The 21074-nt window shown below is 49.8% G+C and carries 18 protein-coding genes and 1 riboswitch; of the genes, 11 read left to right on the forward strand and 7 right to left on the reverse strand.

Annotated elements, in window-relative coordinates; translation table 11 throughout:
• Nucleotides 1-74 precede the first annotated feature (74 nt).
• From HH301_RS00300 to HH301_RS00320, 5 genes are all read left to right on the forward strand, one after another.
• Complete coding sequence (locus tag HH301_RS00300) at nucleotides 75-752, forward strand: TRAP transporter small permease subunit (protein WP_169566041.1); 678 nt, start codon at nucleotides 75-77, stop codon at nucleotides 750-752.
• A gap of 3 nt (nucleotides 753-755) precedes the next feature.
• Nucleotides 756-2063 carry a TRAP transporter large permease gene (locus tag HH301_RS00305; RefSeq protein WP_169566042.1) on the forward strand — a complete coding sequence of 436 codons (1308 nt, stop codon included), beginning with the start codon at nucleotides 756-758 and terminating at the stop codon, nucleotides 2061-2063.
• Between the two features lie 188 nt (nucleotides 2064-2251).
• Nucleotides 2252-3424, forward strand: coding sequence for an acyl-CoA dehydrogenase family protein (locus HH301_RS00310; protein ID WP_169566043.1), 1173 nt, complete (start codon nucleotides 2252-2254; stop codon nucleotides 3422-3424).
• A 21-nt stretch (nucleotides 3425-3445) separates the two neighbouring features.
• A complete protein-coding gene (locus HH301_RS00315) occupies nucleotides 3446-4660 on the forward strand; it encodes a CaiB/BaiF CoA transferase family protein (RefSeq protein WP_169566044.1) in 1215 nt (404 codons plus the stop codon).
• A 24-nt stretch (nucleotides 4661-4684) separates the two neighbouring features.
• Complete coding sequence (locus HH301_RS00320; protein ID WP_169566045.1) at nucleotides 4685-6226, forward strand: AMP-binding protein; 1542 nt, start codon at nucleotides 4685-4687, stop codon at nucleotides 6224-6226.
• 4 nt (nucleotides 6227-6230) lie between these two features.
• Here HH301_RS00320 and HH301_RS00325 read toward each other — a convergent pair whose 3' ends face one another.
• On the reverse strand, nucleotides 6231-6713 hold the full coding sequence (locus HH301_RS00325) for a 6,7-dimethyl-8-ribityllumazine synthase (protein WP_420821174.1): 483 nt from the start codon (nucleotides 6711-6713) through the stop codon (nucleotides 6231-6233).
• Between the two features lie 116 nt (nucleotides 6714-6829).
• A riboswitch (FMN riboswitch) is annotated at nucleotides 6830-6978 on the reverse strand.
• Nucleotides 6979-7055: 77 nt separating this feature from the next.
• Nucleotides 7056-7421: a response regulator gene (locus tag HH301_RS00330; RefSeq protein ID WP_169566047.1), complete on the reverse strand. Its 366-nt coding sequence runs from the start codon at nucleotides 7419-7421 to the stop codon at nucleotides 7056-7058.
• Nucleotides 7422-7485: 64 nt separating this feature from the next.
• On the opposite strand from HH301_RS00330, the gene HH301_RS00335 reads away from it, so the two are divergent.
• The 5 genes from HH301_RS00335 (at nucleotide 7486) to HH301_RS00355 (ending at nucleotide 12414) form a co-directional block, all read left to right on the forward strand.
• On the forward strand, nucleotides 7486-7836 hold the full coding sequence (locus tag HH301_RS00335; RefSeq protein ID WP_169566048.1) for a hypothetical protein: 351 nt from the start codon (nucleotides 7486-7488) through the stop codon (nucleotides 7834-7836).
• A gap of 107 nt (nucleotides 7837-7943) precedes the next feature.
• Nucleotides 7944-9284 (forward strand): deoxyguanosinetriphosphate triphosphohydrolase, encoded by a 1341-nt coding sequence (locus HH301_RS00340; protein ID WP_169566049.1) that lies wholly within the window; start codon nucleotides 7944-7946, stop codon nucleotides 9282-9284.
• Nucleotides 9285-9379: 95 nt separating this feature from the next.
• Complete coding sequence (locus HH301_RS00345; RefSeq protein ID WP_169566050.1) at nucleotides 9380-10483, forward strand: DUF2336 domain-containing protein; 1104 nt, start codon at nucleotides 9380-9382, stop codon at nucleotides 10481-10483.
• A gap of 377 nt (nucleotides 10484-10860) precedes the next feature.
• Nucleotides 10861-11463, forward strand: a complete 603-nt coding sequence (locus HH301_RS00350) for a 2-hydroxychromene-2-carboxylate isomerase (protein ID WP_169566051.1) — start codon at nucleotides 10861-10863, stop codon at nucleotides 11461-11463.
• A 3-nt stretch (nucleotides 11464-11466) separates the two neighbouring features.
• Nucleotides 11467-12414, forward strand: coding sequence for an alpha/beta hydrolase (locus HH301_RS00355; RefSeq protein WP_169566052.1), 948 nt, complete (start codon nucleotides 11467-11469; stop codon nucleotides 12412-12414).
• 80 nt (nucleotides 12415-12494) lie between these two features.
• On the opposite strand, the gene HH301_RS00360 is transcribed toward HH301_RS00355, so the two are convergent.
• The 4 genes from HH301_RS00360 to HH301_RS00375 form a co-directional block, all read right to left on the reverse strand.
• Nucleotides 12495-13517: a Fe(3+) ABC transporter substrate-binding protein gene (locus HH301_RS00360; protein WP_169566053.1), complete on the reverse strand. Its 1023-nt coding sequence runs from the start codon at nucleotides 13515-13517 to the stop codon at nucleotides 12495-12497.
• Between the two features lie 116 nt (nucleotides 13518-13633).
• Entirely contained in the window at nucleotides 13634-16768 is a 3135-nt protein-coding gene (locus HH301_RS00365) for a HAMP domain-containing hybrid sensor histidine kinase/response regulator (RefSeq protein WP_169566054.1), read from the reverse strand.
• The gene (locus tag HH301_RS00370) at nucleotides 16765-17949 is read right to left on the reverse strand and encodes an ABC transporter substrate-binding protein (RefSeq protein ID WP_169566055.1); all 1185 of its coding nucleotides are present in this window, start codon (nucleotides 17947-17949) and stop codon (nucleotides 16765-16767) included. Before HH301_RS00370 ends, HH301_RS00365 begins: the two co-directional genes overlap by 4 nt.
• A gap of 99 nt (nucleotides 17950-18048) precedes the next feature.
• On the reverse strand, nucleotides 18049-18903 hold the full coding sequence (locus HH301_RS00375; protein WP_169566056.1) for a LysR family transcriptional regulator: 855 nt from the start codon (nucleotides 18901-18903) through the stop codon (nucleotides 18049-18051).
• 99 nt (nucleotides 18904-19002) lie between these two features.
• Between HH301_RS00375 and HH301_RS00380 the strand changes: the two genes are divergently transcribed.
• Entirely contained in the window at nucleotides 19003-19893 is an 891-nt protein-coding gene (locus tag HH301_RS00380) for an NAD(P)H-dependent flavin oxidoreductase (RefSeq protein WP_169566057.1), read from the forward strand.
• 48 nt (nucleotides 19894-19941) lie between these two features.
• Here HH301_RS00380 and ald read toward each other — a convergent pair whose 3' ends face one another.
• Nucleotides 19942-21060: an alanine dehydrogenase gene (gene ald, locus HH301_RS00385; protein WP_169566058.1), complete on the reverse strand. Its 1119-nt coding sequence runs from the start codon at nucleotides 21058-21060 to the stop codon at nucleotides 19942-19944.
• Nucleotides 21061-21074: the final 14 nt, after the last annotated feature.

Consider the following 21074-nt stretch of genomic DNA (forward strand, 5'->3'; position numbering starts at 1 on the left):
AACTGAAAATCATAAAAATTTGACTCTGGTTTGGCCGGTGCGTCCCGGTCGTCTCAGCTTTTAAGAGTGCGTCCATGATAATAAACTCCGCTTCGCCCAACGAGCCTCCCCAAGGGGCATTGGGAAAATTCGACTTCTGGTTTTCTAAAATTGAAAACTTCCTGAACGCGTTTTCGGCCATCGCGATTTTCGCCGTGATGATCCTTGGTGTCACCCAGGTATTGAGCCGAAAACTCCTCGACCTGCCGATCTACGGCTATATCGATTTCATCGAACAAGGCATGGTGATCTTCGCCTTCTTCGGCATTGCCTATTGCCAACGGCTTGGTGGCCATGTCCGAATGGATTTGTTCATGGCCAAGTTTAACGGGCGAACCCTTTACTTTTTTGAAGCCCTTGCAACCTTGGTCGGTCTGTTTGTTATCACGGTCCTCATTGATACCAGCTATCTGCATTTCCAACGGGCCTTCGAATATGGCGACAGCACAATCGATATTGGCCTGCCGATTTGGCCAGCCAAACTGATTATTCCGGTGATGTTCTGTTTCCTTTGGGTCCGCTTTGCGGTTCAGCTGGTGGGCTTTACCCGCCTCTTCCTATACCCGAACGCATCCATCATTGCCGTTCCGGTCATCGAAGACGTTGAGACACAAGCCCGAAAAGAAATTGAAGATGCGCTCGGTGAGGAAGCAGCCGCACAGGCCAAGTTTGATGAAACCTACCGCCGAAAAGCCAGAAAGAGTGGAGAGTAAGTAATGGAATTAGATCCTCTTTTGACCGGCGTAATCGGCATGGGCGCCCTGATCGTCATGGTCTTTTTGGGTGTTCGGGTTTACATCGCGGCAACGATTGTCGGGATGCTGGGCATTGTTTCCATCATTGGCTGGGATGCGGGTACAGGTATCGTGGGAACGATCCCTCACTCTAAATCCACGCTCTATTCCTTGAGCGTGTTGCCCATGTTTATCCTGATCGGCTATCTGGCCTTTCATGCAGGAATTACCACGGCCGCCTTTGATGCTGCCAAGAAATGGCTGGGCTGGGTGCCGGGCGGACTTGCGGTATCAACCGTCTTCGCGGCCGCAGGTTTTGCGGCTGTGTCCGGTGCGAGTACGGCAACAGCTGCGGTTTTCACCCGTGTTGCCATCCCGGAAATGCTGAAAAACGGATATGACCGGCGGCTGGCTGCAGGTGTGGTTGCTGCGGGCGGTACGCTTGCCTCCCTCATTCCACCAAGTGCCATCCTTGTGATTTATGCGATCATCGTTGAGCAATCCGTTGGGGCCCTGCTGCTGGCAGGCTTTATCCCAGGTATTGTGTCCGCCTTGATTTATGCGTTTATCATTATGGGCCGGGCAACACTTAATCCAAAACTGGGACCACCGGTTCGGGGTTTCACATTTAAGGAGCGGGTATCTTCCTTGCCAGGAACACTGCCAATCGTAGCGGTAATCGGGATTATCTTCTCAGCCATTTATGGTGGCTGGGCTACCCCGACAGAAGCCGGTGCACTGGGCGCGTTCGTGGTTCTGATCCTTGCCTTCTTCCATGGTATGCGGACGAAGGAGCTGAAAGAGGCGTTGGCTGAAACAGCCAAGCTGAGCGTCATGATCTTCTCCATCATCTGGGGTGTTCTGGTGTTCGTTCGCTTCCTTGGCTTCTCAGGTTTGCCGGAAGCTTTTGCCGAATGGATTTTGGGCCTGCCTTTCCCACCAACAGTGATCATCATCATGATCCTCTGTGGCTATGCCATCCTCGGCATGTTCATGGATGCGATCGGTATGCTGCTCCTAACCTTGCCGGTGGTTTATCCAGCCGTTATTGGTCTGGGATATGATCCGATCTGGTTTGGTATCATCGTTGTGAAAATGGTGGAAATCTGCCTGATCACACCACCAATTGGATTGAACTGTTACGTCGTGAACGGGGTTCGACCTGATATCCCGCTCGCCGATGTGTTCCGGGGAATCGGGCCGTTCTTTGTTGCGGACGTGTTGACGGTTGCCCTCTTTATCGCCTTCCCATCCCTGATCCTGTGGTTGCCACAGGCAATGCTGAACTAAGGGAAGACGCCTTAAACCTTGAAAACCCGCCAGAAATGGCGGGTTTTTTTATGCGCAACTTGTCTTAGGGCACCGCACCTATCTGACTTTTCAGTCTTTGCCGTCCCAGCGGCAACTGTGACTTGATCAACAAGTCAACTTCAGGCACTCTTACAGGCATAATAATAAAAAAGAAAAAGGACTGATTAATGGACTTCTCACTGACAGAAGAACAGATTGCTATTCGTGAAAATGTTGCGGGTCTCTGCGCCAAGTTCGATGAAGACTACTGGCACGAGCGGGATCGCACGGGCGAATTTCCAAACGAATTTCATAAAGCAATGGCTGATGCAGGCTGGCTTGGCATCACCATGCCCGAAGAATATGGCGGGGCCAACCTTGGCGTGACCGAGGCCGCCCTGATGATGCATGAAGTTGCCAAATCAACAGGCGGCATGTCAGCGGCCTCCGCAATTCACATCAATATCTTTGGCCCGCATCCGATCGTTGTGTTCGGGAGCGAGGAACAAAAACAAAGATGGCTGCCTCCGCTCATCAAGGGTGAAGTTAAATCCTGCTTCGGGGTCACCGAGCCGAACTCCGGCCTCAATACATCTGCCTTGCAAACCCGCGCTGTTAAACAAGGCAACCAATATATCGTCAACGGCCAGAAAATGTGGACCACCACCGGTCAGGAAGCTGACAAGATCATGCTGCTGGCCCGCACCACCCCGATTGAGGACTGCAAAAAGCCAACCGATGGCTTGTCCATTTTCTACACCGATCTGAACCGGGAATTTTGCGACGTTCGAGTGATTGAGAAGATGGGCCGCAAGTGCGTGGATTCCAACGAAGTGTTTATCAATGACCTGCCGGTTCCTGAGGAAGACCTGATCGGCGAGGAAGGTAAAGGGTTTTATTACCTGCTGCACAGCCTCAACCCGGAACGGATCCTTGTGGGCCTGGAAGGTGTCGGCATTGGCATGAACGCTCTGGCCCGCGCGGCCCAGTATGCCAAGGACCGGGAAGTTTTCGGTCGACCCATCGGCAAGAACCAGTCCATTCAGCATCCGCTTGCGCAAAACTGGATGGAGTTGGAAGCTGCCTACCTGATGGCCATGAAGGGCGCATACCTTTATGATAGCGGCCAGACAAATGAGTGCGGAACTTATGCAAACGCGGCCAAATATATGGGCGGCGAGGCTGGCTTCAATGCCTGTCAGCAGGCGGTGATGACCCATGGCGGCGTCGGTTATGCCAAGGAGTTCACCATTGAGCGGTTGATGCGCGAAGTGATGATCTGCCGGATCGCCCCAATCAGTCCACAGCTGATCCTGTGTTATATTGCTGAAAAGGCGCTTGGCTTGCCAAAATCCTATTAAGATTGAAACTGAAGGTTCCAAATGAATAACAATAATCAAGGACCCCTCAGTGGTGTGAGAATAGCGGACCTGACATCTGTATTGTTGGGCCCGTTCGCCACCCAAATTTTGGGGGATCACGGGGCGGACGTGATCAAAATCGAAGGGCTAGACGGAGATACCACCCGGGACATCGGCCCCCGCCAGTCAGATGATATGGCGGCTGTCTACATGACGGCTAACCGAAACAAGCGAAGCCTGGCAATCGATTTGAAAAATCCCGATGGCAAGGCAGCCTTTCTGGAGTTTCTGAAAACTGTTGATGTCCTGGTGCACAACATGCGCCCCTCTGCCATCAAACGGCTGGGCCTGACCTATGAAGATGTAAAGAAGGTCAACCCGAATATCGTTTATTGCGGAGCCTTTGGATTTTCGCAAGAGGGGCCTTATGCCAATAAACCTGCCTATGACGACATGATCCAGGGGGTCAGCGGGATTGCCGCAACCCAAAGCCAACTGGTTGGCCGCCCCGCCTATATGCCGACCGTTCTGGCGGACAAGGCGACGGGCCTTACAGTTGTCTATGCGGTTTCCATGGCGCTTTTTCATCGGGAGCGCACAGGACAGGGACAAGAGGTCAAAGTCCCCATGTTTGAAACCATGGTCCAGTTTCATATGCTGGAGCATCTCTATGGGGAACATTTCGTTCCCGCCAAGGGAAGCGCGGGGTATCCGCGGGCAACCTCCCCCACGCGGCACCCCTACAAAACAAAAGATGACCGCATGATCGGCTGCCTTCCTTATGTGGACAAGCAGTGGAAAGCGTTTTTCACCATAGCGGGACAACCGGAATTGATGGACGATCCACGCTTTTGTAATATCTCAGCCAGGCTTGCCAACATCGATGCGCTATACGCCCTCCTCTCGGATATCATCGTGACACGAAATGCGGATGATTGGCTGAGAGATCTGGAAGAAGCCAATATCCCGGCCGTTCCGATCAATACACCAACTGACCTGATCACGGATCCACATCTGGTCGAAACAGGTTACTGGAAAGAACTGGACCATCCGACAGAGGGCAAGCTTCGCTTCACGGGAATTCCAACCAGCTTTTCAGAAACACCAGGCGATATCAGCCGACTGCCCCCCAGACATGGGGAACATTCTGTTGAAGTCCTGGCAGAAGCTGGCGTTAAACAAGAAAACATTGATAAACTGATCGCAGCCGGCGTGATTAAAAACAAAACAGAATAGGCCGCGCTCATATGGGGAGGAAACATGCATATCAGGGAGTTTGCAGTATCGCAGCCTGAAAAACCTGCCGTCATCATGGCAGAAACAGGCGAGATCATTACGTATAAAGAGTTAGACGAACGATCCAACCAGGTGGCCCAGTTTTTTAGGGCCGCCGGACTTCAGGTGGGCGATCACATCGCCTTTTTGATGGAAAATAACAACCGCTATCACGAGCTGCTTTGGGGTGCCCAGCGCGCCGGGCTCTATTACACGGCGATCTCTTCGCGCCTCTCGGCTGAGGAGGCAAGCTACATCATCAACGATTGCGGAGCGGAATTTTTCATTACGTCTTATGCGAAAAAAGATTTGGCAAAAGAGGTACTCGGCACGATTTCAAATGTCCGAAAATGCCTGATGATGAACGGTGTGATTGACGGGTATCAATCCTACGAAGACGCGATCTCAGAATATCCGACGACGGCCCTTGCAGATGAGTGTGAGGGAGCGGACATGCTTTATTCATCAGGAACAACAGGGCGTCCCAAAGGGGTCAAGCCTGTAGATGTAGGCGAGCCGATCGGCTCTGATGATCCGCTCTATAATATCCAAAAAGGCCTTTATGGGTTTAGCAGTGACGTCATTTACCTGTCACCTGCCCCGCTTTATCACGCCGCGCCCCTTCGTTATAACATGCGGGTTCATCGTTTTGGCGGCACTTGCGTGGTGATGGAGCGGTTTGACCCGGAGACCTACCTGCAACTTGTTGAAAAATACAAGATTACCCACACACAACTGGTGCCCACCATGTTCATCCGCATGCTGAAGCTGCCAGATGAGGTGCGGCTAAAATATGATGTGAGCTCACTGAAAACGGCCATTCATGCCGCGGCCCCCTGCCCCGAGAAAATTAAACGTCAGATGTTTGACTGGTGGGGACCGATCATCCACGAATATTACGGCGGCACGGAAGGAAATGGCTACGTCACGACAGGACCCGAAGAATGGCTAGCCCACCCCGGAACCGTGGGAAAAGCCGTGATGGGTATCCTGCATATTGTGGGTGAAGACGGCGAAGAACTCCCACCTGGTGAAACCGGGGTGATTTATTTCTCCGACGGGAAGGATTTCGTCTATCACAATGACCCAGGCAAAACATCCGAAAGCTACAACACCAAAGGCTGGAGCACGCTGGGTGATGTGGGTTACATGGATGAAGAGGGATATCTCTATCTCACCGATCGGAAAAGTTTCATGATCATTTCCGGCGGCGTGAATATCTATCCGCAGGAGGTGGAAGATCACCTTATCAACCATGAAGCCGTATATGACGTTGCGGTCTTTGGGATTCCCAACGAGGATTTTGGCGAAGAAGTTAAGGCCGTTGTCCAGCCATTGAATATGTCCCTGGCGACAGAAGACCTGCGCGAAGAGCTGATGGCCTATTGCCGGGATCATCTCAGCCATATCAAATGTCCAAGGACGATTGATTTCATGGAAGAGCTACCCCGGCATCCAACCGGAAAGCTTTATAAACGCCTGCTCCGCGACCCTTACTGGAAGGATCACGGAAACAAGCTGGTTTAATGATTTAGGACGCCAGACGGGACGGCGCCTGAAAACGAACCATATTATTGAGGGTTTGGATGGCAGCATTGGCTGCCTCCTGCCCCTTAAGGACAAAATGGTTGCGGAAAAATTCCATATGAGCAGGGACTTCCTGGAAATTATGAGGCGTTAGCACTACTGAGAGAACCGGCACACCCGTATCCAGTTGCACCCGCATCATTCCCTCGAGCACGGTTCCGGCAACAAAGTCATGCCGGTAAATGCCGCCATCGACAATCAAGCCTGTTGCCATGATCAAATCATACTGACCGGTTTCAGCCAGCTTTTGCGCCATCAGGGGAATTTCCAGACTGCCTGGAACATCAAACACCTCAACACGATCCGCGGGCAGACCTGCCGCCTCCAGATCTGCCGAAAAAGACGCTGTTGCCTGACTGACAATATCAATATGCCAGTTGGCTTGAATTACAGCGATTTTGCGGGTTGAGTTTTTGACTTCGGACAGAAGGCGAAGGGGTTCATTATTTTGGTTTGTCATTTTTGACCTCTTGTTCAGATACCATCAAAAACTCAAGGCAAGACAAACTGACACCATAGGCGCAAACAGCCTGCTGGTGCCGTGCATGTTCTCTTCCATCCGGACTATGACCGTCGGCTCTGGAGTTACACCAGATCTGCTGACCCTGCCTCAGATGAGACAGGCGCTCGCGGGCTTAGATATCAATATCTTCACCGCCGGTAGGGACTTTCACCCTGCCCTGAGAACATTGGCGTCTGACATACAGACGCGCAACATCGCGAGCATAATCTCATAGAGAAAGTGGGAAAGCAAATGTTTCGGGTGTGATCAGGATAACGCTTGACGCAGATCGGCCAGACTGATGGGTTTGGTGTAGCTTTGCACTTCAACCAGGCCACGCGCACTGCCAATGGTTTTCGCAAAATCCACATAGTTGGGATTATAACCGGTCACCACCATGATCCGGGAAGAGCATCCCTCTTCGGCGAGCCAGTTGACAAGTTCAATCCCTTCAACACCCGGCATGACCATGTCGAGAATAATGACCGTCGGGTCAAATTCTTTATAGATAGATTTGAACGCTTCCGCTTGATCCGTCACACGGACTTCGTAGTCCATTCCCTCGGCCACCTGACGGACGAAATCTGCGAAGAGTTTTTCGTCATCTATTATTAATGCGCGTTTTTCACTCATTGCGTAACAGTACTACATTTCTTACAGTTCAACCAAGTTCGATCTTTACCCTGAGGCTTAAATCGTGTCGGAAGATATCTTCACCGCCCTCGTCAAAGAGGCCATTCAATATAACCAGTTGGAACGCTACTTTGTTCCTAAGGATAGTGAACTGGAGAAGTTAACAAATCACTTCCAAATCCATCCGGATATCCCAGAAATTGAGAAAGACAAGGCCTCAGACGGTGGGTTGAAACTTTCTCATGCACAAAGACGGATGCTAATCCTGCTAACAGCCCTTTGGGATGGGCGAGAAGCCGATAGAATCTTTGAAGAGGGAATCGGTAGTATCGGCAAGCTTATCCACGCAATGGATCGCAATAACCGGGAGCTTACCGCCGAATTGATTGTCGCTTACCCGGGCTGGGGGAATTAAAAGATCAAAAACCCGCTTTTCCTTGTCTTAGCAGCAGAAATGTAAGACTTTGCCCATAACACTGTGATGATCAGGACTTTCTCAAAGGCGAAAAGAGACAAATTCCCATGATGGACTGGTACAAACTCTTATCCACCAAACGCTTTGGACAGGAAACCAAGGAACCGGTCTCGGAATCCCGAAGCCCTTTTCATAAGGATCAGGACCGAATTGTCTTTTCCAGCGCTTTCCGGCGGTTACAGGATAAGACCCAAGTGCACTCCATGACGGACAGTGATTACGTCCGCACTCGCCTCACTCATTCTATGGAAGTTGCCTCCGTCGGGCGGTCACTTGGTGCCAATGCCGGACAGGTCGTCATTGATCGGCATCTCAAAAACAGTACCTACACAGCGGCTGAATTTGGTCATATCGTCTCCGCTGCCTGCCTCGCCCATGACATCGGCAATCCGCCCTTTGGCCATTTTGGTGAGGATACCATTCGCCACTGGTTCAAAACACGGGCTGCGGCCAAAGGTCATCTTGATGGTCTGAGCAGCGCCCAACAAAAAGACTTTCTGGAATTTGAGGGCAACGCGCAAGGGTTTCGGGTTCTGACAAAACTGCAAAACTGGCGCCATGATGGTGGACTTCGCCTCACCTATGCGACCCTTGGAACCTTTATGAAATATCCCCGGGTCTCCGACATTGAAAATCCGATTCCCGAAGACTTCGCCGGCAAGAAGTTCGGTATTATGCAGTCGGAACTCCCTGAATTCAGTGCGATTGCGGGTGAGCTTGGCTTGATTAAGCGCGAAAACCGCAACTACTGGTGCCGTCACCCGCTGACCTACCTGGTCGAGGCTGCTGATGACATTTGTTATTCAGTGGTGGATATCGAGGACGGATACAAACTGGGACGCCTCGAGTTTGCCGAAACAGAGGATCTGATGCTGCGGCTTTTGGGAGAATCCCCTAATCGCTATGGGGAGATTGAGGATAATTCTGAGAAAATCTCCTACCTTCGGGCAAAATGCATTGGCCACTTGATTGGCGAGGTCTCTTCAATCTTTGCTGATTATGAGCGAGATATTCTGGAAGGCAGCTTTAAAAAAGACCTGCTGAGCTATTCCATGAACGCCAATATCTTTGAAGAGGTCAATGTCCTGTGTAAAACTCGGATTTTCAATCACAGAGAAAGGGTTCAAGCAGAACTTCGGGGCTCAGAAATCCTGAATACTCTGTTGGAAGTCTTTTTCACCGCCAATCTGGAATGGGAAAAACTGCTTAACGAGAAAGCCCCACCATCCCCCCGCTCCAAGGTTGTGATGAACCTGTTTGAAAATCAGCGAGACTATTCCAAGCCTTTATATGACTGGTTGCTGGATATCACGGATTTCGTCTCAGGTATGACTGACAGCTTTGCCATTCGGCAATTCAGTGACCTGAAAGGTCTAACCTCAATATAACCTATACGATATGTAGAATCCTTCAATTTCCCATTAACCGTTTATTCAACTATTAATAATATAAGAAGATAAGTTATATTATTAAATTGTTGGTTATGGCTTATCACGAGTTACACGAAGAGTTTGTTTTTGAGGGACCTACCTCAGTATCCGTCCCTAAAGACAAGGTGGCGGCCCTTGAAGCTGTTGCTCGAAAATACTGCCTCCTCAACCCAACGGCGGAGCAAAAGATGGAAATGGCCACGGAAATAAGCCAATTGGTGAATGACCCTGATGTAAACGTGCGCGCCTCTCTCTCCCATTCAGTGATGTCCAGCCCTAATCTTGAAAAGTGGGTTGCGCTTCAGCTCGCCATGGATAAGAAAGAGGTCGCAAGCCCCATCCTCGAAAATTCCACAGTCCTTGGGCCCAAAGAGCTATTGAGCCTTTTGAAATCCGGATCCGAGGATATTCATCTGTCCATCGCCAAGCGATCCCCGCTGCAGGAGACAATCGCTGCCTATATCGCGGAACATTCCAGTCGCCCCATTGTCATCGCCTGCCTCGCCAATCAGGCAGCTGAGTTAAATGACAGAATTTACGAAAAAATTCTCACCCGCTTTGCAAAAGACGCCGAAGTTATCGATACGCTTTTAAAACGTGGACATTTTGATGAAGACAGTAAGGCCGTGATTTGCAAGCTTCTTCCTTTATCCTACCACGAACTGGTTTTTGGAGATGAGGAGATCCCTTATCTGGTCAAATACAGACGTCGGAGAACCTTAAGCGAGGCCACGCTGGTCACCCGAATGACACTTGCCAAGGACGAGACAAAGAAAGTCCAGATTCTGGAGCAAATTACCAATGATGGGCGCTTGAGTGAAACGCTGATGCTGCGTCTGTTTCTGGTTGGCGAAGAAGAAATATTTGCAAAAGCCCTGGCAAAGAAATGTGATGTTCCCATGTCCCGCATCCGTGTCTGCCTGAAAGATCGAGCGCTTAATGTATTCCAGCAGATCCTCAAGCTTGCCCATATTTCGCCCTATCTGCATTCCGCATTCAAGATCACCTTTCAATCCAGTCCCAACCAGTCCCTTGGTGAAAAACCGGATCCAAGTTTGGCGTTGAGCCGGATTTGTTCGCTTTACAAGTTTGGATCTGATCTCGATCTTGATCAAACGTTGAAGTCTTTCCTGCCGATTGCGGATCCTACTGACTAGAAGCATTTCCGATTGTTTCTATACAGCTGGCCGCAATCAGGTTATCCTAATCGCAAAAGTTGAAGTTTCTGTTGGGGTTTCAGTTCAAGAGACTGGACTACAGTCCTCGGGCCCTGGATGACAGATGCTTGGATCCTTGAGGGAGGGACGACGTTTGCGTTGTAATAGGTAGCATGAATTCTTCATCTTATAGTGTTCACTTTTCCATGCGTCTGGTGACGAGCACTTATTTACCACTGCCCCTGTTCGAAAATTCTAAAACATTCAATCGAAGCGGCCATGCTATTGGCCAAAACCGTGACTGAACATGCGGGGCGCGCCCACAAATAGACAAGCCATCGCTTGTCAGAATAATGACAGAAAACATGGAGACCATCATGCCCACCACCATTGACTATTACGTAAGTCTATCATCCCCCTGGACTTATATGGGGCATCGACGCCTGGCAGATATGGCGGAAAAATACGGCGCTAAGATCAATTTCATGCCAGTTGATCTAACACAAGTTTTTCCAGTAACAGGCGGCCTGCCGCTTAATAAGCGCGCACCAGCTCGCCAAAAATATCGATTGATGGAGTTGGATAGATGGCGGATGGAGTTAAATATACCGCTGAATATTCACCCCAAATTTTTCCCGGTTGATAGCACCGACGCCAGCAAGGTTTGCCTCGTTGCCGCTGAAGAAGGCGCTGACGCCTTCGGATTGGCCGAAGAATATATGAAAGGGGTCTGGGCCAGGGAGCAGAATATTGCCGACCCAGAGACCATAATCGAAATCGCAAACGAGTTCGGCCTGAACGGTCGAGATCTCTATGAAAAATCGCAAGACCAGAAATACGCTGATCGTTTCATGCAATACTCAAAAGACGCTATCGAAAAAGGCGTATTTGGCGCACCGTCTTATGTGATTGGCGAAGAAATATTCTGGGGCCAGGATCGCCTCAATTTTGTAGAAAAGAAGCTAAAAGCCGGAGACTAAATCATGAGTCTGGATCCACAAGCCAAATGGGTGCTTGATATTGCCATCGAAGCCAAAGTTCCTCCTCTTGAGGAAATGACAGCTACGGAAGCCAAGGCCGCCTATGAAGAACGGGCGCAAAAGCTGTGCCTGAAAGACATACCAATTGGGAAAACAGAAGATCTGGATATTCCCGGACCTAATGGTGATATTCCGTTGCGGATTTATACACCTGTCAGTGGCGGTGAAAACTTACCGGTAGTGGTTTACTATCACGGGGGTGGCTGGGTTATCGGCAGCCGGGACAGCCATGATGCCCTTTGTCGGCAAATCAGCAATGAAGGCACATTCCTGGTTGTCTCAGTCGATTATCGCATGGGCCCAGAAGCCCCATTTCCGGCAGCCCCGACAGACTGCCTCGCTGCCTATGAATGGGTACTTGCCCATATTGCCAATCATGGTGGCAACCCCAAAGCCGTCGCCGTTGCAGGTGATAGTGCCGGTGGAAACCTGAGTGCAGTTGTCAGCCTGATGGCAAGAGAAGCGGATCTTCCCATTCCTGCGTTTCAATGGCTGATCTATCCGGCGACTAACATGCATATGGAAACAGAATCCCACGAAGCGCTCGCGGAAGGCTATTTCCTCACCCGGGACCTGATGACCTGGTTTCAGGGACATTATCTGCCAAGTTCCAAAGACAGAAATGACTGGCGCGCCTCTCCGCTACTGGCTGAAAGCCTGAAGGGTCTTCCACCGGCGCTTGTTCAAACCGCGGGATATGATCCATTAAAGGATGAAGGCAAAGCGTTCGCAGATCGACTGGCTGAGGAAGGAAATACTGTGGCTTACACTGAATATCCGGGCATGATCCACGGGTTTATCAATCTCGGTGGGGCAATTGATACTGCAAATGTCGCAATTAACGAGGGAGTAACTGCGTTAAAAGCGGCTTTCCAAAATCACAAAGCTTAGCCAAAGCGAGGCATATGGCATAAAAAAAACGGGCCAAGTTGGCCCGTTTTTCAATTTCAAAACAGTTGCCTGAGCTTCGTTTAGCGCCAGCCAACCCGATCAAAGATTTTGACAGCTTCCGCCTGTTGATCTGCAACTTTATCAAGGCCGATCGCATCGAATTTATGCTCACCCCAAGCGGCTACAACCTTGTCGATCTGAACGCCAGCTTTCACTGGATACTCAAAGTTGGAAGAAGCATAGAATTCCTGCGCGGTATCATCTGACAAGAAGTTAATCAGTTTGATTGCATTTTCCTTATTCTTTGAGGCCTTAGTTACTGCAACACCAGAAATATTCACATGGGCACCACGGTCATTCTGGTTTGGCCAGAAGATCGCTACTTTATCAGCAGCTTCGCGCTGGGCTTCATCTTTAGAAGTCAGCATTTTGCCGTAATAGTATGTGTTCCCGATCGCGATATCACATTCACCAGCTGCTGCAGCCTTGATCTGATCCCGATCGCCGCCTTGTGGCTTACGCGCCAAGTTTTCCTTAATCCCAGCTGCCCAGGCTTCAGCTTTTTCAGCCCCCAGATGTGCAACCAAAGATGCCAGCATGGACTGGTTGTAAACATTGGAAGATGACCGCACGCAAATCCGGCCTTTCCATTTTGGATCCGCCAAGTCTTCATAAGTGGAAAGATCAGAAGGCTTCACACGATCTTTAGCGTAGAAGACAACCCGGCTACGAACCGTCAAGCCATACCAATATCCCTCCGGATCCCGATACTGGCTTGGAATATTCGCTTCAGCCTGCTCCGCCTTTACAGGTTGCAACACGCCAGCTTCCTTGTGCTCAGCCAGACGACTAATATCTACGGTCAAAATTGCGTCTGCAGGGCTATTCATCCCCTCAGCTTTCAGGCGCTCCAGCATCCCTTTTTTAGCAAAGACGACATTGACCTTAATTCCGGTTTCCTTCTCAAATTCCTCCAGGATCGGACGGATTAGTTTTTCCTGCCGATAGGAGTAAAGATTAACCTCGCTAGCAAAAGCACTAGCGGAAAAAACGAAAGAAGATATAGCCGTTGCTGCTGCCAAAGCAAACTTACCGAGCCGCATTTGAGTTCCCTTCCTCAATAATATTAAGAGTTATTTGCAAAGCAATATAAAGCATTTGCGTCATACTTCAATTCATTATGAGAACTATTCGCAACTTTTCTCAAAATTAGGAAAAATCAGCCGCGCAAAACCTTCTTATAACCAAGGAACCCCCGCCAAACGGCAACAGTATCTGCAATCGTTTTCTGCAATTGAGGCAAGAGAGCTTTCAACTGATCTAAATCGTCCACAACAGCTTCCATCTCTTTTGCAACGGCAGCGAGACGAAGTGCCAAAAACTGCGCAGCTGAGCCCTTCATTGTATGACAGCAGGCTTTAATGGCCGCTATATCTCGTGTTTCTATCGCCTGCTCAAGGGTAACAAGAAGCTCATGCTGGCTCAAAATTGAGGCTTCAACAATAGTGACAAAAGCTTCCTGCCCCAACACTCTGCGCATGTCCTCCAGCCCGTCATCATCCACCAGTACATATTCCGTGAACTGGTCATTAAAATCGGCGTTTGCGGCTTGCCGCAGTTTGAGGATTGAGGCTTCCTCCCCTTTCGGCACATGTATTTGATCACCCATCACATCATTGATCACATTCAGAAGGGTGATCCGCTCAAAGGGTTTAGTGACGCAGTCATTCATGCCCGCCTCTTCATAACTCTCTCGGTGTTCCTTCATAGCATCTGCAGTCAAGGCAATGATGGGAATATCTTTTTTGGTTGGATCTTCAGATTGCCGTATCATCCGAGTTGCATCAGGACCACTCATTTCAGGCATGCGCACATCCATCAGAATGAGATCGAAAGTCCCATTTTTATGCTTGCTAACGGCCTCCGCCCCGTTTTCGGCAATATCAAAACTATGACCCATCTTCTTCAAGGTTTCAGACACAATGATCTGGTTCACTTTGTTATCCTCTGCCACCAGGATGTGAAGTGGCCGGGCTGTTACGAACTCCTGCTCCCTGCTTCTAACCAGTTCTGGAGACACTTCTTTTTCAGCAGGAACATATGGAATAGTGAACCAGAAAGTACTTCCCTTACCAATTTCACTTTCGACACCAATTTGACCACCGCTTAAATTGATCAGCTTTTGGCAAATGGCAAGGCCAAGCCCTGTCCCATGGTATTTACGGGAGATAGAGGCATCGGCCTGACTGAATTCGCTGAAAATGACCTCAAGTGTTTCTTCGTTCATGCCAATGCCATCATCTGCTACATCGAAACGCAGATAAGGGCCCGAAACGCTTTCTTCTCTCAACTGAACAGAAACCTTGATTTTCCCTTTGTGGGTAAACTTGACCGCATTTCCAACCAGGTTGATCAGCACCTGACGCAAGCGAGTGGGATCCGCATTAACAGAAGTTGGAACATTTTCAGCCATATCCAAGTCAAGCTCCACATCTTCCATCTTTGCCAATTTATCACTGAAGAGTTCGAGTGAGCCTTCCACCAACTCAGGCAGATGGAAATCGAGCATTTCCAGTTCCATTTTTCCGGCATCCAGCTTGGACATATCCAGAATATCATTGATAATCGTCAGCAGGGATTTTGTCGCTTCGATGATCTTCTCAACCCGATCCTTGCTGGCGTCGCTCAACTCATCTTCCAACAGCATTTCAGCGAACCCAATAACACCGGTCATCGGCGTTCTGATTTCATGGCTCATAGACGCAAGGAATTGAGACTTGGCCTGGTTAGCCTGCTCAGCTCTTTCTTTCTGAACCCGGATTTCCTGAGTTCGCTGCTGAACAGATTTTTCCAGGTTCGCATTCACCTGGTGCAGATCCTTCATGGATTTCTGCAAATCCCGCTGGGTCTGGCGCATATTGGTCACGTCCTGAACAATACCGGACACGTAGCGAATTTCGCCATGCTTATCATACTGAGGATCAACAAATGAGAGGACCTCCCGGATGCTGCCATCCATATGCTGAAGGCGATATTCCAGTTTAAACGGTTGACCGCGCGAAATCCCGAGCCGCTGCTCTTCGACAACCCGAGCCAGATCATCTGGATGAACACAGGCTTGAAACCGTTCAAAACTGGCAGGTGTATCCTTAGGAACACCGTAGATCGCGCACAAATGAGGAGACCATTCTTCCTCTTCTTTCACCATATCCAGGTTCCAATATCCAATATCGGCAACCTTCTGCGCCCGCATCAGGCTCAGCTTGCTGGTCTCCAGGCGGTCAGTCAATACGCGCCGCTCTTCAACCTCACGGCGCAAATTGGTTCCTGCTTCGCTCATTTTATCCAGCATCTGATTAAAGCGGATGGCAAGATCCTGAAACTCTGAAGGGCCAACGAGAGGTGCGCGCTCTGTAAAGGTCTCCCTTTCCCGAATATTATCTGCAGTCTTGGCTATCAAACCGACAGGTTTGCCAACAATCCGCAGAACCATGAGGCTACTTAAAACCAAGATCAGCAGAAAGACAATAGACAGAACGGCGAAGACCAATGCCACTTGTTCTGATAGCTGAAGAGCCTGGATCGTTTGCTCGCCCGAAAAAATACGAAGTTGCTCGTATCCCGGCACTAATGCTGATGTGATTATCCAGTCACTGTTTTGCTGATCCGGTTCCGAGGTCAGCTGAACCTGCTGAAAACCTTCAGAGCGGGCCTTAAGGATTGTTTTATTCTGCCCCTCCAACCGGATGGTCGTTTCCTCAGATATAGACGGAGAACTGAGTAGCGCTGGCAGGCTCTCAGCGGGATAATAAACCACCAGCGCTCCTTCGGCTATATCATCAAAGAAGACTGGCACAGCCAATAATAGGAAGCTTGGTGTAATTTCCAGGAAGACCTCGCCAGCCATGACAGTTTCTGTCCAGTGATATTCCGTTAAGAAGTCCACCAGATTCAATCCCGAGCAATCTGTTATGGCGCGCCCGCGATAATCAGTCAGGCAGATTTCTTCTTTTTTCGTGTTGGCCAAGCGAACAGAATTAAAAAACAGGGACAGCCGATTGTTCCGAGTTTGCTCATCAATCACACTGTTAATCACAAGGCTGTTTTCCGACATCGCCCGCACTGAATCCACCAACAGATCAATTCGAAGCGCAATTGTATTTGCCGTTTGCTCCACCTGACGCTGCAAGCGATCCTGCACCCCTTGAGATAGTGTCTGCTTGACATAGTAAGTCGCAACAACGGAGCAAATGACCACCATAACAATAGCGGGCAGGGTTACCCGCAAGTTCAAATAACTTGAGAGTTTTCGCCTGTTTTGTGACGTTTCGTTATGTTTCGTCGGACGCGTCAATCAACTGTCTCCAGGGGAATTATTTCACCGTTCTCCCCATAGCGGGCTAATCTGAAATCGGTTCTATCCAGCGCATCATGCCGGGTTTCCGTAAATGGCTTCTCATACACGCGGACAAGACCTTCATAACGGTCCAATTTCTCCAACGCTGCTCTGACAGCATCGCGATCCGAAGAGTTTGCCCGCTTTAACGCGCGTGCAAGCAGATGTATGAGATCATAAGCATGCGCCGTACCGACGGGAGATACGATGGCTGCCAGTTCTTTTGATGTGTCGAATTGCTGATAGTATTTTTCTATTATTCTTTCTGCGACCTCAGAGCGTGTCGGCGAAAAGAAAGAATAGGTTTGCAAGAAGGTGAGTTCAATCTTGTCGCTGTAGCCTTCAATCAGCTTGGGAAAGTCGGCACCAGTTATCCCCCAATGGGAGATAATCGGAACCCGCTGTTTTTCCAGTAAGTTTGCCATGTCCTGAACGAGAAAAACTGCCTCTCGCGCGTTGGACACCAGCATGATCACATCGCATCGTTTTTTGGAAAACTCTGCAAGAATGTTCCTAAAGCTTTTTGCCCCCCAGTTGAACCACTGTGTATCAGGTAAAGTTACTCCAAACTTCTGGGCAGCTTTTTGAAATCCATTCTGATTTGATCGCCCCCAACCTGTATTTTCCAACAGCAAGCAAGGGCTTCTAAAACCTTGTTTTATGGCCTGATCCAGTAAATATTCACTGGCAAATTCATCACGAACAGAAACGCGAAAAACGTAGTTGGGGGAGTACCCGTTATCAATAATCGTTGTGCCAGCGGCCCAGGGAACCAAGTAGGGAACCTTTTCTTGATGGATAAGCTCCAACTCTGCAAGTACTACTGGCGTATGGAGACCTCCTAAAATAGCGACCAGTTCGGGAACCGCACTTAAATCAAGGACGTTGTCTTTCCCCCTTGCGGGGTTGCCCCTGTGATCTGTGATCATCAACTCAAGTGGACGACCTAAAACGCCTCCTTGCTGATTAATTTCTGAGATCGCAATTTTGGCTCCGCGCTCAATCGCAGTACCAGCAAGCTTGGTGCTGCCAGACATGTCTGCATTCAGACCGATTACGATCGGATCACTTGGTGCGGCAAATGCCAAGCTGGCACTCACCCATAAAATTAGCGAGTTCAAAAAAAGGAAAGGCTTCAATCGGCACTCCATCCACAAGATTTCTGTCCAGAAACTGTCACGCTACGCTTAAGTCCAAAATCTTGGTAAGACGTTACCACTTAGACCATTAACAATGTTCTAATAAATCAATTGTTCCCGAAACGCCTTCAAGTTGGAAGACAGAGTGCCCCGACGCCAAACCAGAAGTGTCCGTATTTTGGAGAACTTCCCCCCAAGAGGATGGATCTGAAACCTTTGCCTTTCGCCAAAAAGATCCAGGACCGAGCGTGGAACGAGGGCAAATCCCATGCCGGCGCTCACGCTGGAGAATATGGCAAGATAGGAGTTCATGGAGAGCTGTGCACCAGGATGAATGCCTTCCTCCGCCAGCCATCTTTCAAGATAGCCCCGATAGGCGCACCCCGGTTCAAATCCAATCAAGGTTCTCCCGGTGAGTTGGCTACGATCCGTAAAAAGGGGGAAACTCTCTGGTGTTATCAAGACCAGTTCTTCTTCATAGATGGGGAGAGTTTCAAGGGTTTCATCCTCAACAGGTTCGGCGATTAAGGTCGCTTCCAGTTGCCGATTTTTCAGTTTCTCGTAAAGGGCCCCTGCGGTTCCAGTGTGCAAGTTTAGCTGAATATCGGGATACTGTTTTGCAAATTCAGCGGTGACGACAGGAAGCCTTGCTGCAGCCGTACTTTCCATAGCGCCAAGATGAAAGGGACCACCTGGATACCTGTCTTCCAAAGCTAAACGCGCTTCTTCAGACAGATTCAAAATTCTGTCAGCATAGCCGAGAAGAACATGACCCTCAGAGGTTAAAACCAGTTTGCGACCGATCCGATCAAACAAAGGTTTACCGACATCTTCTTCCAGCAGCTTGAGGCGAGTGCTGATATTGGACTGAACACGGCCCAGTTTTTCAGCCGCCCCCGACACGCTGCCCTCTTCCACGACGGCTTTGAAAATATGTAAGGACTTCAGATCCATATATCACTATTCAAGATACTAAGTTTCATAATAATTCATTTTTCATGATTTAAATTGTTCTTTATGATCCCATAAGTCAATCACAAAAGGAGACCCTTCATGGCAGATCTTGAAAGCCTGATCGGAACACATAATCCCATTTGCCCGGCTGGCATGGGTGGGATTGCAGGACCGGATCTTGTCGCAGCTTTGAGTGAGGCTGGCGCCCTTGGCCATTTAGGAGGTATCCGTTTGCCAGCAACGGATTTGCAAAGCTGGCTTCGGGAAGTGAAATCCAAAACCGACAAACCTTTTGCAGTGAACCTTGTCCCGCCCGGAGGCGGCCCAGATGGGTTTGACGCCCAGCTAGAGGTAGCGATTGCGGAAAAGCCAAAAGCCATTTCCCTCTATTGGGGGGATTTTGAAACCACTATTCCCAAAATCAAAGCTGCCGGGATCACGACTATGGTGCAAATCGGGTCAGTAGCCGGGGCCAAACAAGCACTGGAACAAGGGGCTGATATACTAATCGCCCAAGGGATTGAGGCTGGTGGCCACGTCATCAGCAAAACGGGCCTTCTCTCCTTATTACCAGAGGTTTTAAAGCTCGCAGGTTCCGTTCCTGTTTTGGCAGCAGGTGGCCTTTCAAGCGCAGAAAAAATCAAAACGGTTATGGGAATGGGTGCTGCTGGAGCCTGGGTTGGAACCAGTTTTATTGCCGCAGAAGAATCCAATGCCCATCCGATCTACCGCCAACGGCTTATCGAGGCGGGACCAGATGATACCCACCATGGTCATTTCTACAGTTATGGCTGGCCCATCGGGACACCCTACCGTGTGATCAAACCTAAGATCAAAGCCCTTCGTAACTGGAAAGCAGCAGGTGCACGCCCTGGTAATACAGATCGTTTTGCCCAAACGGTGCAGCTTTATGCAGGCCAAGGGGTTGGGGATATTCAAAAAAGTGAGCCGGCGCAGGATATCCTCAGACATCTTGCCACCGGCCTTTAAGTCAGAAGGGCAGCCATTAAACCACCCTCCGGGAGAAACCTATTGCCTTTAAGCGGCTAAGGCGTCAGTGGTCGAAATAAACTCTTCCCCAAGGTCGCGGGCCACTGCCTCATTGGTCAACTTACCTTTGTGAACGTTCAGACCTTCACGCAGATATGGATCATCAGCCAATGCCTGCTTGTAGCCTTTGTCAGCCAGTGCCAGCATAAACGGCATGGTGGCATTGTTCAGCGCAAAGGTTGACGTTCTGGCAACGCCGCCTGGCATGTTGGCCACACAGTAATGAACAACACCATCAACCACAAAAGTTGGGTCGATATGCGTGGTCGCATGAGAAGTTTCAAAGCAGCCGCCCTGATCAATGGCAACATCCACGACGACAGAACCATTTTTCATTTTCGCGAGGTGTGATTTACGCACCAGTTTTGGCGCGGCCGCACCCGGAATCAAAACGGCACCGATCACAAGGTCGGCTTTGGTCACATATTCCTCGACCGTATCGCGGCTGGAATAGATGGTTTTCAGCTGCGGTCCAAACATCGCGTCAAGCTCTGCCAGCCGTGGGATGGAGGTATCCAGAACGGTAACAGATGCCCCAAGACCAAGCGCCATGCGCGCGGCATTGATACCAACCACGCCGCCGCCCAAGACAACAACATCTGCAGCAGGAACGCCAGGAACACCGCCTAGCAGAACCCCTTCGCCGCCCTGGCGCATTTCCAAACAGTGCGCGCCAGCCTGAATAGACATCCGACCAGCAACTTCACTCATCGGCGCAAGAAGCGGCAGACCACCACGCGGACTTGTTACTGTTTCATAGGCAATAGCCGTGCAACCGGCATCCATCAGACCTTTTGCCTGCACTGGATCTGGAGCCAGATGCAGATAGGTAAATAGAAGTTGGCCTTCCCGCAGCATTTTACATTCCTGCGGTTGAGGCTCCTTCACCTTGACGATCATGTCAGCGGTTGCAAAGATTTCTTCAGCCGTATCCGCAATTTTTGCGCCTGCGGCTTCATATTCCTCATTAGTCAGGCCGATCTTCAAACCGCCATCTCGTTGAACAACCACTTTATGTCCGTGAGCCACCGCTTCACGAACAGCTGCTGGTGTCATCCCGATACGGGATTCCAGCGTCTTAATTTCGGCAGGTACACCAATTAACATGTCAATGTCTCCCA

It is taken from the genome of Sneathiella limimaris, from assembly GCF_012932565.1.
Lineage (GTDB): Bacteria > Pseudomonadota > Alphaproteobacteria > Sneathiellales > Sneathiellaceae > Sneathiella > Sneathiella limimaris.